We start from the raw sequence: 14,479 nt of genomic DNA, 5'->3' as shown, positions 1-14,479 counted from the left end.
TAAGGTTCGGTCATTATAATCATTTTTGTAGTACACAAGGAGGATTATTCAATGAAAACAATCTTACAAGCAAAAAATGTTCAAAAAATATATGGTTCAAAAGAAAATCAATATAAAGCATTAGAAGATATAAATTTAGAAATTAAAGAAGGCGAATTTATCGGAATTATGGGACCTTCGGGAGCGGGTAAATCGACATTGCTAAATATTTTTTCTACAATCGATACTCCAACATCTGGGGATATCATCATTGCGGATCAAAATATTGTCAGAATGAAGGAAGAAAAGCTATCTGATTTCCGTCGAAATCAACTAGGGTTTATTTTTCAAGATTATAATCTTCTAGATACATTAACGGTAAAGGAAAATATTTTGCTCCCACTTGCTTTATCAAAGGTACCAGCAAAAGAGATGAAAGCCCGTGTCGAGGAAATTGCTGATACATTTGGAATTCGAGAAATCCTTAATAAATATCCCTATCATATCTCAGGAGGTCAGAAACAGAGAACGGCCGCATCCCGTGCAATTGTAGCAAATCCAAGCTTAATTTTAGCGGACGAGCCAACTGGTGCACTAGATTCAAAGTCTGCCACAAGCTTGCTTGAAAGCTTAACAGCACTAAATGAGCATAATCAATCAACGATCTTGATGGTTACTCATGATGCCTTTGCTGCAAGTTTCTGTAAACGAATATTATTTATTAAAGATGGCAGGATCTTTGCTGAAATCCATAAAATGCAGAAATCTCGCCATGAGTTTTTTCAAAAAATAATGGATGTCCTCGCTTCACTTGGAGGTGGACAGTAAATGACGTTATTCAGCATTGCTAGGAAAAATATTAGGAAAAACTTTACGAACTATTTCTTGTATATTGCATCGATGATTTTTAGTATTGTCATTTACTTTACATTCGTCTCACTAAAATATGATCAAACGATCCAAGCTACTACAGATTCTTCTACCAAAATCAGTTCCGTCTTTAACGCTGCTTCGGTAGTTCTCATGATCTTTGTCGCCGTTTTTATCTGGTATTCAAACTCATTCTTTACAAAGAAACGCAAAAAGGAAGTCGGATTATACTCATTATTAGGTGTTCGCAAGAAACAAATTGGCCGAATGCTCTTTTATGAAAACTTTATTATGGGGATTTTAGCCCTTTTTATTGGGATTGTCCTTGGTTCCATCTTGTCTAAGTTTTTTGTTGTACTTTTAATGAAAGTCATGGGCTATGATGCGGTTGGAAATTTTGTTATTTCATCTGCAGCGATTCTCAACACAATCATTGTGTTCACCCTGATTACGGTTATTACTTCGATTCACGGCTATCGCTTAATTTATCGCTTTAAATTAATTGAGTTATTTAAGGCAGAGAGTGAAGGAGAGAAAGAGCCAAAAGCATCTGTCGTGATAGCGATTTTGTCTGTTATTTTAGTTGGAATTGGCTACTGGCTAGCCCTTCAAAATTTATTGGAATCAGATGCATGGAGAAAAATGGGCTTTATGGTAACGCCTCTCGTTATATTAGTCACCGTTATTTTAGGGACTTATTTATTGTTTAGCTCATGTATTGTCTTCCTATTAAGGATTTTAAGAAAAAATAAAAATTACTTCTGGAAGGGAATCCATTTAATTACCACATCCCAGCTTCTTTATCGAATAAAAGGAAATGCGCGAACATTAACGATTATTGCCGTTCTAAGTGCGACAACTTTAACGGCGGTTGGGGCGTCATATAGTTTTTATTATAACAATAGAAATAATGCTGAAACTGCGAATCCAAATAGCATGATGTTTATTTCGCAGGATGAAAATAGATCCGATCAAATAAAAGACAGAATTTCACACGATAAAAAACACAACATTATTTATCATGAGAGCATCCCAGCACTTCAATTGAATGCGGATATTACGAATTTGAATAGTAAAATTTCAGCTGATGAAGTGGAATATACGATTATTTCAAATGAGAACTATAACAAATTGATAAAAGTGCAGAAAAGGAATGAATCTCTATCATTGAAAGGAAGCGAGGCAGCTGCATTAGATGCTACTTATTTCGAAGGCTTATCACCAGAATATGTCGGATCTACGATTTCCTTAAAGGGGAATGACCGAAGCGAGAGCATTACATTTAAGGAATTGAAGAAATTTAATGTCCTCAATCTTTATACGTCTAACATAACGGTTGTAGTGAGTGATGAGTTATTTTCCACATTAGGAAATGGATCAAACGCAGTTAATATGGAGGCTTACGAAATAACAGATGAAGATGCTGCAAAAGCCTTAACGAAAGACATTGATTCGATGTTGCCAGATGAAGCCAATTTCTCAAGCTTTTATACCGATTATGCGCAAGGAATGGAGTCAACAGGCTTGCTTATTTTTATGGGCGGATTTTTAGGTTTAGTATTCCTTGCGGCAACAGGAAGCATTATTTACTTTAAACAGCTAACGGAAGCCAATTTGGACAAGGATCGTTACGATATATTACACAAAATTGGTGTGAATAAAAAGGAAGTGAAGAAATCTATTTCGAGACAAATATTATTTGTTTTTGCTTTGCCATTAATAGCAGGTATTGCACACTGTGCAGTTGCCCTGACCGCACTGTCAAGGCTGCAGCAAACAAACTTGGTGATTCCTGTCATGATCTGTATAGGCGTGTATGCTTGCATCTACATCGCTTATTACTTCTTGACAGTGAATAATTACTACAAAATTGTAACGAAATCAAATAAATAGAAAAGGGGACAAATAATGAAAAAAATGATAATATCTTGCCTAATCATCGTAGCTATCCTGCTTAGTGGTCTAGTAATCTTACAAAAGGTAAACTTTAACAGGTTAGGAGCGGATGAATTTTATACTCAAATTATCGGAGAAGGAAAAAAGATCGATGATAAATTTGACAATGGGGAGAAATTTGTCAGATATGAATATAATCTGCCAGCTTTTGATAAGGAAGGCAAACAAAAAATATTTACTTTTACTTCCAATAAACAACTTCGAGAAAATGCTTATTTAATCTTATTTGTGAAAGATGAAAAAGGAGTTACGTCTTATCAGGAAGTAGCAGAAAAAGAGCTGCCAGAGGAGGTATCTGGAAAATTCAAGTAAATTTTTATGAGAATACAAAGGGAATCCTTGTTAAAAAGGGTTCCTTTTTGAGCGAATCGGAATTTTCATTTGTTTTACAGGTGAAATGATATGACGATCAAGTTCTTGCGTACTTTATCTGATTTAAAAATGAAGGCATTCGCCGGAAAGACTTGCGAACGTCAAGTTTTTCTACTAATAATAAAGTGAAACTTCAATCAGTGAGGGTTTCCGAAGTGTTTCCAAAATTTCTTGGAATGAGGTCTTACAGCCCGTTAATGCGGGATAAAATACTGGAGGGAAGATACGATGTCATTCAATAACAAAAAAGTTTTAATTATAGATGATGAAGAAGATATTTTAAGACTGATTAAGACAGTTCTTATAAAAGAGGGAATTGAAAATGTGATTACTGCTGCTACCGTAAAAGAGGGGTTCAAGCAATTCCAAAAAACGAACCCAGATCTTGTTTTATTAGATATTATGCTGCCAGATGGAGAAGGCTATGATGTATGTAAACAAATTAGAAATATCTCAAAAGTACCGATTTTATTTTTGTCAGCAAAAACGGAGGAAATTGATAAAATTTTAGGCTTTGCCATAGGCGGCGATGATTACATTACAAAACCATTTAGCCCAAAAGAGGTAGCTTATCGAGTAAAAGCACAATTGCGGAGAGCAGATTACCTGCAGACAGACGTGGTAAAAGAGTCGATCATCAAAGTTGGCCCATTTGAATTGAATGAAGAAAAGGCACAATTAACAAAAAATGGGGAAGTCATTGACTTAAAGCCAAAGGAACTCGGATTAATGAAATATTTTCTCCAAAACAAAAACAGAGTAATCAGTAAGGAACAGCTTTATGATGCAGTGTGGGGCGAGGAATTCTTTGGTATGGATAATACCATCATGGTTCATATTCGAAGATTACGGGAAAAAATTGAAGCCCAGCCTTCTCAGCCAAAATATTTGATTACCTTAAAGGGCTTGGGCTATAAGCTTGCTATAGAGGATGAATAGTTTATGAAATGGAAGTTGACTGGGAGGTATTTATTTTCGGTTGTGTTGGTTGTTGCCCTAGTGATCTTCATTAATGTTTTCCTTGTTATCACATTGCTAATTGCACAAGCAAATTTGGATTTACCAATCTTTCAGGAAAAAGAAACATCTCCCGAACAATTTACGAGACAGTTCCAAAATGAGGTAATTGTCACAGATAATGAACAAGTGTCAATTACAGAAAAAGGGCAAGAAGAGTTAATAAAAATGAAAGCATGGATACAAATTTTAGATGAAAATGGCAAAGAGGTATTCGGCTTTCAAGTTCCTTCAGAAATAAAAAAAAACCATACCCCAATAGAAATAATTCAAATGTACAAGTATAAAGAAATGGCGGATACAGTTGTTTATGTTGGTGAAAAGAAGGGAAATGACCGTCAGTTTAGCTATTTGATTGGAATTGAAAATCCTAATTTAAATAGATATTTTATCTCCTATGATAATCGAGACATCTTTCAAATATTGAAGGTTGGAATGGTTATTTTTATGATAGATATTCTTATTGCTTTATTGATTGGATACTTTTTTAGCAAAAGGCTTACAGTCCCATTACATAGATTAATTGATGGGATAAAAAAGTTGGCAAATCATGAGTTTTATTATTCGGAACCAAAAGGACTTTACAAAAGTGTCTTTTATAATTTAAATCATTTATCAAACCAACTGAAAGCAAGTGAAAATGAAAGAAAGAAATTAGATTTAATGAAAGAGGAATGGATCGCTAATATTTCACATGATATGAAAACGCCACTTTCCTCGATTCAAGGCTATGCTGAAATGATAAAGGATCCTGATTATGATTTTACTTTGAATGAAATAAGGGAATATGCGGAGATTATCGAAACGAAGTCCCTTTATATAAAAGAGGTAATTGAAGATCTAAATTTATCGACAAGATTAAAGAACAAAGAATTATCGTTGAATAAAAAAGCGACGAATATTGTGTATTTGTTGCGCAATATGGTGATTGATATATTGAACGATCCTAAATACCCCAATCGGGATATTCAATTTCTTGTAAATGAAGAGAATATAACGTTAGAAGTAGATGAAATTCTCTTTCGAAGAGCGATTAATAATTTAATTTATAATGCTATTGTTCATAATGATCCTAACGTAAAAATTGCCGTCAGCATCGAAAAGAAAGAATACACACATATCGTGATAAAAGATGATGGGAAAGGAATAAAGAAGGAGGAATTAGAAAGGATCTTTGACCGCTATTATCGTGGAACAAACACTGGAGCTGCACATAAAGGCTCTGGACTTGGAATGGCTATCGCGAATGATATTATTCAAGCACATGGCGGGGAGATTATCATGATCAGTGAAGTTGGTCAAGGAACAACGATTGAAATTCATCTATAAATCCTTTTTAAAAGCCTTATCAGGAAATTTTGATAAGGCTTTATCTATTTATTTATTTTTCCATCTCATACTTGCAACAACATGATCATGCTAGAAAGAAACTCATGACTTTATCAGCAGAAACTTCAACTTCAATGGGATAAAAGCCTCTTGTATTCCATAGTGTAAGACCTTGATTGAGGGATTGGTAGTAAATCGCTAATTCCATCGGGTCTCCCTCGATAAATAATCCGTCCTTCTGGCCTTGTTCAATCATTTTTCGTAAACTCGTTTTGCGTGTTCATTTAATGGTTCAAATCCAGTGGATTTGCTGGGTCTTTTATGATGATGTTTGTGAGAAGGACAAAGCTCCATGGAACTGCAGTTAAAATGTCCTTCAAAAAGATGTTGAAGGACAAATCCTCGAGGAATAGCAGGTAAAATGTCCTTCAAAGTGAAGTTGAAGGACAAAACTCCGTGGAGCTGCAGTCAAACTGTCCTTCAAACTGAAGTTGAAGGACAAATCCCCGTAGAATGGCATTCAAAATGTCCCACAAAGTGAAGTTGAAGGACAAAATTCCAGGAATGACGAAGAGAAAAGTCCCTTATCTCACTAATGAAGAACTTTTTTATATAAACTAAGTAGCTAGTAAGCTATCAACAGCCGCTTTGTAAGATTGCCCTTTTATTCGTAGAAAGCACACTGCCTAACCCCTACAGTTTGAAAATTTTTCTCTAGAATTCTTTTAATTCTCTTTCTGGATTCTACTACCTTACACCACTTATGAATAACATTCGTTGTTATTTTTTTATCGGGAAAAAGGAGCTTAAATTCTCTTACGCTGCGCATGACAGCAGTTGCTACTAAATCCTTATGCCCACAATCTCTACAAACACATTTACGCCCCTCAACAAAAGTGGAGAGTGAAGAACATTTACTGCAACTAATTCCTTTTTGCAGTTGGTCAAAATCATATGAAGGTAATAACTTAAAAGGAGTATGATGAATATGCAAGGATATTAACTGTTCAGCCAGTAACTTGTGCTTTCTATTTAATTTAGAGGTAGTTGCATTTAAAGCTTTTAACAAACGATTAATTTGGGTTGGAAAAATAAATGGTATGTTAAGAGGTGTTTGGTATAAGGTAAATTCGGGGTTAATAAAGACCACCAGAGCATGGATTGAGATATGAATTTTAAGATTTTGAAGTAACTGACGTAATAATGATTCGCTTCGATTCAATTGGTTGAGCGGATTATTAACTTCAATTCGATGTTTCAAATAAAGTCTCTCTGATTCATAATAATAGTCTCCTTCATAATTTTTCACTTCAAAAAAATAAACAGTTTCAGGCAAAATAATCAGTGTGTCAATTTGGAAGAAGGAGTTATGATGTTTAAGTAATAAATCATTAATGATTAAGCAATCACACTCGAGCTTTTCAGTCATCGAATCAAATAGAGTCTCTCCCTCATACCCCTTTTTCAGGTTATAATAATGCTGTTTTTCCTTTTCAGCCAAACTCATTCTTGTGTTTAGAAATTTGAGAATAAGTAATTCAACAGATTCTGTCCTCACTTTATAGAGCATTGTTCACACCCTTTCTAGTTTTTTGAAACGCTAATCTGAGTGAGTTGAAGCTAAATCTTTTGTGGCTGAGTGATCTAATTCATTTAAAAACTAATTCTTTTAATTAATGATGTAGCATTCAGCAAATTCACAGGTAAAAGTAACTATCGACTAATACAATGGTATACAATATTGTCAATAAAAACCATACAATTTGTGTAAAAAATAGGATTCCTCATGATAGTGCATTTCTATATCGATTCCAAAATTACAAAAGTACAATTTTTATAATGTAATATCGTGATTTTTTGTTGTTTATAGGGCCATTTAACGGTCTTTTCACTTTTTACCAACATTAAATAGTTGGTTATTATCAGATAATAGTAGATATTTTAATCTATAAATAATTATAATAGAGAATGGTAGTTATAAATGAAACAGAAGAGGTTTGTTCCAATGTGACGCCTTGCTATTTTTGACACCTAAGCAGGAGCGCCTATTCTTTTTTTGCAAATATAGGGATAAGGAAGGGTAGCATGAGCAACATACAGAAAAAAGCAGATGTAATCTTAATTGGTGCTGGAATCATGAGCGCGACTTTAGGTTCGTTACTAAAGGAATTAGCACCGGAATGGGAAATCAAAGTGTTTGAGAAACTCGCAAGTGCAGGGGAAGAAAGCTCCAATGAATGGAATAATGCGGGAACTGGTCATTCAGCATTGTGCGAGCTCAACTATACATCGGAAAAAGCTGATGGATCGATAGATATTAGCAAAGCTTTAAAAATTAATGAACAATTTCAGCTTTCAAGGCAGTTTTGGTCTTATCTAGTAAATAGCAAGTTAATTCAAAATCCGCAGGATTTTATTATGCCAATCCCTCATATGAGTTTAGTGCAAGGGGAAAACAATGTAACCTTTTTGAAAAAACGTTTTGAAGCGCTTTCAAATAATCCACTATTTCAAGGAATGGAGTTTTCCGATGACCCTGAAAAGTTGCTGGAATGGATTCCGGTTATTATGGAAGGCCGAACAGTGAATGAACCCATTGCGGCAACAAAAATTGACTCTGGAACGGATGTAAACTTCGGCGCTTTAACGCGCATGTTGTTTGACCATTTAGAGAATAATGGTGTCAACGTAAACTATAAACATAGTGTCAATGATATTAAGCGTACAAGCGATGGTTTATGGGAAGTGAAGGTGCAAAATCTTGATAGCGGTACTGTTGAACGCCATACTGCTAAATTCATCTTTATTGGTGGTGGAGGAGGAAGTCTGCCTTTATTACAAAAAACCGGTATTCCTGAGTCAAAGCATATTGGCGGATTCCCGGTAAGTGGAATATTTATGGTCTGTAATAATCCAGATATTGTCGAACAGCATCATGCAAAAGTGTATGGAAAAGCGAAGGTTGGGGCTCCTCCAATGTCAGTTCCACATCTTGATACACGCTATATTGACAACAAAAAGACATTGCTATTTGGACCGTTCGCTGGCTTCTCACCAAAATTTTTAAAAACGGGTTCAATGTTCGATTTAGTTTCTACTGTCAAGCCGAATAATGTTTTAACGATGTTGGCGGCAGGTGCAAAAGAAATGTCATTGACAAAATATTTGATTCAGCAAGTGCTGCTATCGAAAGAACAGCGCATGGAAGAGTTGCGCGAATTTATCCCGAATGCCAGACTTGAGGATTGGGATTTAGTCGTGGCGGGCCAACGTGTACAAGTTATTAAAGATACAGAGGCAGGCGGTAAAGGAACGCTTCAATTTGGAACGGAAGTGATAACGGCTGCTGATGGTTCGATCGCAGCATTGCTAGGCGCTTCTCCTGGCGCTTCTACCGCTGTTCACGTCATGCTTGAAGTCATATCAAAATGCTTCCCAGAACATGTGGAGGATTGGGAACCGAAGATTAAAGAAATGATTCCTTCCTATGGCGTGTCACTAATGGAAAATGAAGAACTTCTACACGAAATTCATACTTCAACAGCAGAAGCGCTCGGTCTAAGTGAGAAGAGGGAAAAAGAGCTAGTCTATAGTTAAATCTTTAAATATAGGAAAACAAACAATGAATCTTTAATCTTTCTACAGATTGAAGGTTCTTTTTTTATTGAGAAGAATAGAAAAGCGCAGAATCAATGTTAAGAAATTTAATAGCTTAAACAATGGTAATATGGAAGTAGTAATTAGAACTTTTGAAGGTGAAGTGAATTTAGTGATATTAGTGAGTTCATGCTTAGCAGGGTTAGAAGTTCGGTATAATGGTACGCACAGTTTAGATAATCGAATAAAGAAGCTTCTGGTAGAAAAAAAAGCAATCTCTGTATGTCCGGAATTATTAGGCGGCTTTTCAACTCCGCGAGAGCCTGCTGAAATAATTGGTGGCAATGGATATGATGTTCTTGATGGGAAAGCAAGGGTTGTTGAGAAGTCAGGAAAAGATGTAACGGAATTATATATAAAAGGGGCGTATTTGACGCTAGAAAAAGCTCTAGAGGTTAAGGCAACTGTGATCGTTTTAAAGGAATACAGCCCATCCTGTGGCAGTGAGATGATTTATAATGGAGAATTTAAAGGGAAGAAAATAGTTGGAAATGGTGTTACAACCGCATTATTAAAAAGAAACGGCTTGAAAGTAGTGTCTGAAGGAAAATTCTCTGACTTTCTTGATGAAGTTAAATAAACACATACTGTTCATTTTTTCGTCATCTGCAAATTCTACATTTTGATTATTTAAAAAAAGCAGAATATCACCATTGGGTGAACTTCCTCTAAAATGACTAAATTCTGTGACACAATGCTTTACAAAGGAATACTTTGTAAATGAAGTGAGTGGTAAACCTAATGCAACAACAATATGTTAATTCAAATAATGTGTATGTAGAAAGAGATATGAAGAATTTTCATGTTAAATGCCACAAACAACAAGAAAGAAGGCTTGCAGAAGATGTTTAACTGCAAGTCTTCTTTTTTAGAGATCCGATGCAATTATTTCATACAGGAAAAAATGCGATAGTCTAAAATAGCTTGATATTTTCCTATTATATTAAAGTGCTCATTCAATATGGCATAATGCTTAGGTTCAATATATTTTGAGACGTGTAGGTCAGGCATTGATTGGTTGTGGATAACTGGTGTTTTATTCTTGTAAGTTCTAATATTTATAAACCCAGAATGTTCAAATAAAGCGATCCATTCCTTCTTTTGAAGGATGGAATCTAAGCCATAAAATTGTCTGATTTCCGCTTCATCCATTGCTGTAAGAGGTTTATTAATCGTCATCTCGTTTGCAAAAAAAAGGCCACCCTTTTTTAATAATCGGTATATTTCTTTAAGAGCCTTAGGCTTATTTACGAAAGAAAGAACTGACTCGGAAATAATAAAATCAAATGTTTCATTCATTAATGGGCAATTTTCGATGGATCCTTGAATAATTTCGACTGGTAATTGAGATTGCTCCATTCTATTTCTAGCTTTCTCCACCATGATCGGATTGATGTCTATCCCCGTTACTTTTGCTCCGAAATGAGTAGCTAAATAAGCAGCAGTTTGGCCGGTGCCACATCCTACATCTAATACATGAGATGTGTTGTTCATTTTCACATCTTTAAACATTTCCTTTGTTAAATTAAGGCCACCAGGGTGTGCACCACCAACCCCGAATTTGGACAAAGCATCTAAATAAATGGAACCTCCCATTAGAATCACCTTCTTTATTTTCTTATTTGTATAATTATGATAGAAAAAATAAGATGGTTCTTCTTGAGAGAAAAGTTCGTTTTAGATTGAACGAGTACAAGCTCTTTGTCCTGCCTCCACGATACACCTATTATTTTAATTAAGAATTTTCTTGATTTTTATGGCCGGCACACTTCATTAAATAAGATCAAACGGAAACGGAGATATTTAAACGAATAAAGATGGCATTTGCTTTGTAGAACCCTGTAGACGCAGAAAAATAAGAGGATAAGCTAAAACAGACAAAAAACCGGCACAAGAACTTGTGCCGGACATAATTATTTTATTGGTTACTCTTTTTGCAATTTTTGAATCAAATGGTGAACGAATTAATGGTACATGGCAAAAAAGCTATTACTTTGATCCTTTTATAGCTAGTCCACTAAAAGAAAGGGGTCCAACAAGGTTTGACTGAGTGTTAGGTGTAATATTCTCCACGGTAAGCTGATAGAAGTTAGCGCCAGATTTTAAATTAGTATCAATGGCTTGGAAAGTAAAGACGTAGTTTTGTTCTGACCCAGCTGATTCTACCCCATCCTGAGTATTAAATATTTCTCTTCCGTTACGAAAGATTCTAAATACTATTTGGGAAATATTCGTTATTCCTGACACACCCACGGTTGAAATTAGCTCAATGCGATTATTTCTTGAAGCATTGACCGGGATGTTTATTTTAATAGTGGCTAAGATAAGTTTAAAAGGAGCCTGTGGAATTACAGTAGCTTTCGCTGGGTTAAACCGGCTTAGAGGTTGAGTGGCTTGGTAATCAAGAACTTGTACCATTTTTTCACCTCCTTTTGTATAATGCTTTAAGATATGTGGTTTTTCAATGTTTGATTGTGTAGTAAACCAAGCTGTGCCATTTTCTAAAGATAAACAAAAGAAACCGCCAATTTTAGGCGGTCCCTTAGCATGATTGTCAAAAGTGGCTTATCGGCTTCACATTAATAATAGATAAGGTTATGGAGGAACACAGCATGCAATTCTCTTTAAGGCGTATAATTACAAGGGTGGTTTACGAACTTACGATGAGATGTTCATTCAAACTTTTTAGGAGATGAAACGTGAGAATCTCTGTTTGCTACTTTCATAAATATATTCTCTTTATGATCGGGTAATTCATTAGTTTGGACTGGGGTTTGACCTGTTTGAATTAAGTGAATAAGATTTTGTATGTCTTCTTTCGTTGCAGGCTGTTTCTCCTTTTTTAGCAAATATCCTAATTGACCATTAGTTTCGATTGTCGCATACTGGACATCGCTAACAGTTGCGATACCTACTTGTCGTAGAAGTGCTTCTACTTTCTTACTTGTTAACCTGAGTTGTTTTAAATTTTTAACATTGATCTCTCCGTTTTCAATTACTAATATCGCTTTACCTGAGACAATAGATTCGAATCGATTAAATTTTAACTCAATAAATTCAATGATGATAAGAGCTAGTATTAATAAGGCTCCAATGGCGATAGTTGTCCAAAGTCCTTTACTTTTCACTGGATGAATCAGTAATGTACCAATCATAATCATGATCACTGTATGCGGAACTGTCATATGAGCAATAGACCTTCTGCCGCCAATCCTTAACAAAAACAATCCGGCTACAATGATGATGAGAGTTTTCCATACCCAATCTAAATCCATATACGCTCTCCTTTAATTCAATCCTCTTCAACATATTGATCACAATGCTTTACCAACTTATCCTCTCCATTATCAGAAAAGTTATGTTTCAATCATTATTAAATAATCCCTGTTCTTGAAATGGCGTTCCTATAGTTGCTCTAAATTATCATAAGGACAGAATAGAACATAATATGATTCCTTGAAGGCAAATTTACAGAGTTTGGGAAGTTTTAATAAAAAGGGAGGATTCCTTATTGATGATGGAGAGAAGTGAGTGGAATGTTTACTTTGATGCCATTGATGCTGCTTTAGAGAAAGGGATGGCTGCAAAGGAAGTTGTTTGCTCCATTACGACTGGTTTTCGTATGATTCCTTCGTTACGGAATGCGCCGGGGTTAAATCCGTATCATGCTACTGTGGCTGACATCGGTTATGGGTTTGATGCAGTCAGAGGGACGATTGAGCGGCTTCGAAACGGGGAAACGATATCACTTGGAAAAGAAATGCTTGTTTTGGACCTAGATACATTGCGGATTAGTGAAAAGCAAATGAGACCCAATTTTGAGCTAGTAGTAAAAGAAGCGACAACTGAAACCTATGACTTAATTAAGCAAAGTTTGTTTTTAAATGGGCAAATAGCTCAACAAATTAAAGAGGCTAACACATATGGCAAAACTCTTTTTGGAGAGGAATGGAATGTAATATTAAAACGCATCCAAAATGTTCAGGCTATTCCGCGCCTTTAATATACTACGGAGGAGGAAAAAAGGATATGCCTCATCAATCTAAAGTTCATATGAGTGAAGAAGAGCAGCAGAGATTATTAGAATGGTGGGAGGCAACCGAGCGAGGAACAGTAGTGGTGAAGCGCTTAGTTTCGTTAATTACAGAGTTAAGATTGCATCCCGAGTCAAGCCATGCAGACGGGATGATCCTGTTTTATCGTGCTGCCTCAGAGGTTTCTTATGGTTATGCAGGGATGAGAGGGTGTATCCGTCGTATTTTTACACTTGAATATTCTGAGTTTCTCCAGAATAATATGGTTAGGTGTCATAGCTTTGCCCGGAGATTTTCTGTTGATACAAAGGTTCTTCTCGAACGGGTCGCTCAACAAATTAATGGAGTAAATGCGATGAAGATTGTAGACAGAATCCGTGAAACCCTCAGTGAAAATGATATCATTCTAACCGAAATAGAGGATAAAGCAGATGCTTTCTTCGGGAAGAAACTCTCTCAAAAATTGCAAACTAGTCTTATACAATCTACAAAAATTTCATTTTAATCATAAAGGAAGATTTTTTGTGCAAACTTTTACAATAAGAGCTGTTGAAATTATTAAAAATATACCAGTAGGAAAGGTCATGACATATGGGCAAATAGCTAAACTGGCTGGCAGTCCTAGAGGAGCGAGACAAGTAGTAAGAATTCTCCATTCGATGAGTAAAAAACATCAATTGCCATGGCATCGGGTGATAAACTCGAAAGGAGAAATTGGACTGAAAGATGATGAGTATTATTCGGTTCAAAGATTATTGCTAGAAAGTGAGGGGGTAGAATTCAAGCGAAATGGGACAATTGATTTAAATCGTTATTTGTATCATCCAGATATAGATCTTGTTGAATAGGTTGTCTTATAAATTTGTATCTATGAGACAACTTGTTTTTACTTTCAAGGAAGTCATTATAGGTATATTCGACTGTTTACATAAATCGCTGATTTTCCTTATTTTATTAGGAGAGAAAGAGGTTATTCTTATACTAGTTTGAAATGCTTGTTTACAATAGTTATTTTTCTAATTGATAAGTTCTTAATATTAACCCATACTCCTGTTCAAACAGAATTTTTTATTGAAAAATCGCCTTATTAGAATAATATTTATCGATAAAATTTCTCCTCTAAATCATCCAATTCTTTTTCCTGAAATACAATTAAATATTGTATGAAAAACACTCCTTTTTCCTCATACTGGAAATGGAGGATTTCACGTTTGAAAGACGAATTCAATTAAGAATAAAGGAGAGAAGGGAGGTTGTCTTAATTG

Annotated in this window: 15 protein-coding genes; 10 read left to right on the top strand and 5 right to left on the bottom strand. The window is 35.3% G+C overall.

Going from position 1 to position 14,479, the window contains the following annotated elements; all coding sequences use genetic code 11:
• Positions 1–51: 51 nt before the first annotated feature.
• The 5 genes from KDN24_RS25935 to KDN24_RS25915 all read left to right on the top strand — a co-directional run bounded on the left by KDN24_RS25935 (position 52) and on the right by KDN24_RS25915 (position 5,523).
• Complete coding sequence (locus KDN24_RS25935; RefSeq protein WP_409971054.1) at positions 52–807, top strand: ABC transporter ATP-binding protein; 756 nt, start codon at positions 52–54, stop codon at positions 805–807.
• A complete protein-coding gene (locus tag KDN24_RS25930) occupies positions 808–2,742 on the top strand; it encodes an FtsX-like permease family protein (RefSeq protein WP_409971053.1) in 1,935 nt (644 codons plus the stop codon).
• 15 nt (positions 2,743–2,757) lie between these two features.
• A complete protein-coding gene (locus KDN24_RS25925; protein WP_409971052.1) occupies positions 2,758–3,117 on the top strand; it encodes a YxeA family protein in 360 nt (119 codons plus the stop codon).
• A 288-nt stretch (positions 3,118–3,405) separates the two neighbouring features.
• Complete coding sequence (locus tag KDN24_RS25920) at positions 3,406–4,116, top strand: response regulator transcription factor (RefSeq protein ID WP_409971051.1); 711 nt, start codon at positions 3,406–3,408, stop codon at positions 4,114–4,116.
• A 3-nt stretch (positions 4,117–4,119) separates the two neighbouring features.
• On the top strand, positions 4,120–5,523 hold the full coding sequence (locus KDN24_RS25915) for a sensor histidine kinase (protein WP_409971050.1): 1,404 nt from the start codon (positions 4,120–4,122) through the stop codon (positions 5,521–5,523).
• Positions 5,524–5,608: 85 nt separating this feature from the next.
• Here KDN24_RS25915 and KDN24_RS25910 read toward each other — a convergent pair whose 3' ends face one another.
• Positions 5,609–5,779: a hypothetical protein gene (locus tag KDN24_RS25910; protein WP_409971049.1), complete on the bottom strand. Its 171-nt coding sequence runs from the start codon at positions 5,777–5,779 to the stop codon at positions 5,609–5,611.
• Between the two features lie 408 nt (positions 5,780–6,187).
• A complete protein-coding gene (locus KDN24_RS25905) occupies positions 6,188–7,093 on the bottom strand; it encodes a nuclease-related domain-containing protein (protein ID WP_409971048.1) in 906 nt (301 codons plus the stop codon).
• A 515-nt stretch (positions 7,094–7,608) separates the two neighbouring features.
• On the opposite strand from KDN24_RS25905, the gene KDN24_RS25900 reads away from it, so the two are divergent.
• A complete protein-coding gene (locus KDN24_RS25900) occupies positions 7,609–9,120 on the top strand; it encodes a malate:quinone oxidoreductase (protein ID WP_409971047.1) in 1,512 nt (503 codons plus the stop codon).
• Positions 9,121–9,292: 172 nt separating this feature from the next.
• On the top strand, positions 9,293–9,760 hold the full coding sequence (locus KDN24_RS25895) for a 2-thiouracil desulfurase family protein (RefSeq protein WP_409971131.1): 468 nt from the start codon (positions 9,293–9,295) through the stop codon (positions 9,758–9,760).
• Between the two features lie 305 nt (positions 9,761–10,065).
• Here KDN24_RS25895 and KDN24_RS25890 read toward each other — a convergent pair whose 3' ends face one another.
• From KDN24_RS25890 to KDN24_RS25880, 3 genes are all read right to left on the bottom strand, one after another.
• Positions 10,066–10,776 (bottom strand): class I SAM-dependent methyltransferase, encoded by a 711-nt coding sequence (locus KDN24_RS25890; protein WP_409971046.1) that lies wholly within the window; start codon positions 10,774–10,776, stop codon positions 10,066–10,068.
• Positions 10,777–11,169: 393 nt separating this feature from the next.
• The gene (locus KDN24_RS25885) at positions 11,170–11,598 is read right to left on the bottom strand and encodes an exosporium protein C (protein ID WP_409971045.1); all 429 of its coding nucleotides are present in this window, start codon (positions 11,596–11,598) and stop codon (positions 11,170–11,172) included.
• Between the two features lie 254 nt (positions 11,599–11,852).
• Positions 11,853–12,455, bottom strand: coding sequence for a DUF421 domain-containing protein (locus KDN24_RS25880; RefSeq protein ID WP_409971044.1), 603 nt, complete (start codon positions 12,453–12,455; stop codon positions 11,853–11,855).
• 239 nt (positions 12,456–12,694) lie between these two features.
• Here KDN24_RS25880 and KDN24_RS25875 point away from each other — a divergent pair, with 239 nt between their 5' ends.
• The 3 genes from KDN24_RS25875 to KDN24_RS25865 all read left to right on the top strand — a co-directional run bounded on the left by KDN24_RS25875 (position 12,695) and on the right by KDN24_RS25865 (position 14,062).
• A complete protein-coding gene (locus KDN24_RS25875) occupies positions 12,695–13,183 on the top strand; it encodes a hypothetical protein (RefSeq protein ID WP_409971043.1) in 489 nt (162 codons plus the stop codon).
• 26 nt (positions 13,184–13,209) lie between these two features.
• Complete coding sequence (locus tag KDN24_RS25870) at positions 13,210–13,719, top strand: hypothetical protein (RefSeq protein WP_409971042.1); 510 nt, start codon at positions 13,210–13,212, stop codon at positions 13,717–13,719.
• A 79-nt stretch (positions 13,720–13,798) separates the two neighbouring features.
• Entirely contained in the window at positions 13,799–14,062 is a 264-nt protein-coding gene (locus tag KDN24_RS25865) for an MGMT family protein (protein WP_491348507.1), read from the top strand.
• Positions 14,063–14,479: the final 417 nt, after the last annotated feature.

Origin of the sequence: Cytobacillus sp. Bva_UNVM-123, assembly GCF_046351715.2 — a bacterium.
GTDB lineage: Bacteria > Bacillota > Bacilli > Bacillales > Cytobacillaceae > Cytobacillus.
The sequence above is the reverse complement of the archived record's forward strand: the minus strand, read 5'-3'. Positions and strand labels throughout refer to the sequence as shown.

Bases quoted from the DNA above. Each gene is read 5' to 3' on its own strand.
- KDN24_RS25935 (WP_409971054.1), top strand. From the start codon at position 52: ATGAAAACAATCTTACAAGCAAAAAATGTTCAAAAAATATATGGTTCA.
- KDN24_RS25930 (WP_409971053.1), top strand. From the start codon at position 808: ATGACGTTATTCAGCATTGCTAGGAAAAATATTAGGAAAAACTTTACG.
- KDN24_RS25925 (WP_409971052.1), top strand. From the start codon at position 2,758: ATGAAAAAAATGATAATATCTTGCCTAATCATCGTAGCTATCCTGCTT.
- KDN24_RS25920 (WP_409971051.1), top strand. From the start codon at position 3,406: ATGTCATTCAATAACAAAAAAGTTTTAATTATAGATGATGAAGAAGAT.
- KDN24_RS25915 (WP_409971050.1), top strand. From the start codon at position 4,120: ATGAAATGGAAGTTGACTGGGAGGTATTTATTTTCGGTTGTGTTGGTT.
- KDN24_RS25910 (WP_409971049.1), bottom strand. From the start codon at position 5,779: ATGATTGAACAAGGCCAGAAGGACGGATTATTTATCGAGGGAGACCCG.
- KDN24_RS25905 (WP_409971048.1), bottom strand. From the start codon at position 7,093: ATGCTCTATAAAGTGAGGACAGAATCTGTTGAATTACTTATTCTCAAA.
- KDN24_RS25900 (WP_409971047.1), top strand. From the start codon at position 7,609: ATGAGCAACATACAGAAAAAAGCAGATGTAATCTTAATTGGTGCTGGA.
- KDN24_RS25890 (WP_409971046.1), bottom strand. From the start codon at position 10,776: ATGGGAGGTTCCATTTATTTAGATGCTTTGTCCAAATTCGGGGTTGGT.
- KDN24_RS25885 (WP_409971045.1), bottom strand. From the start codon at position 11,598: ATGGTACAAGTTCTTGATTACCAAGCCACTCAACCTCTAAGCCGGTTT.
- KDN24_RS25880 (WP_409971044.1), bottom strand. From the start codon at position 12,455: ATGGATTTAGATTGGGTATGGAAAACTCTCATCATCATTGTAGCCGGA.
- KDN24_RS25875 (WP_409971043.1), top strand. From the start codon at position 12,695: ATGATGGAGAGAAGTGAGTGGAATGTTTACTTTGATGCCATTGATGCT.
- KDN24_RS25870 (WP_409971042.1), top strand. From the start codon at position 13,210: ATGCCTCATCAATCTAAAGTTCATATGAGTGAAGAAGAGCAGCAGAGA.
- KDN24_RS25865 (WP_491348507.1), top strand. From the start codon at position 13,799: ATGACATATGGGCAAATAGCTAAACTGGCTGGCAGTCCTAGAGGAGCG.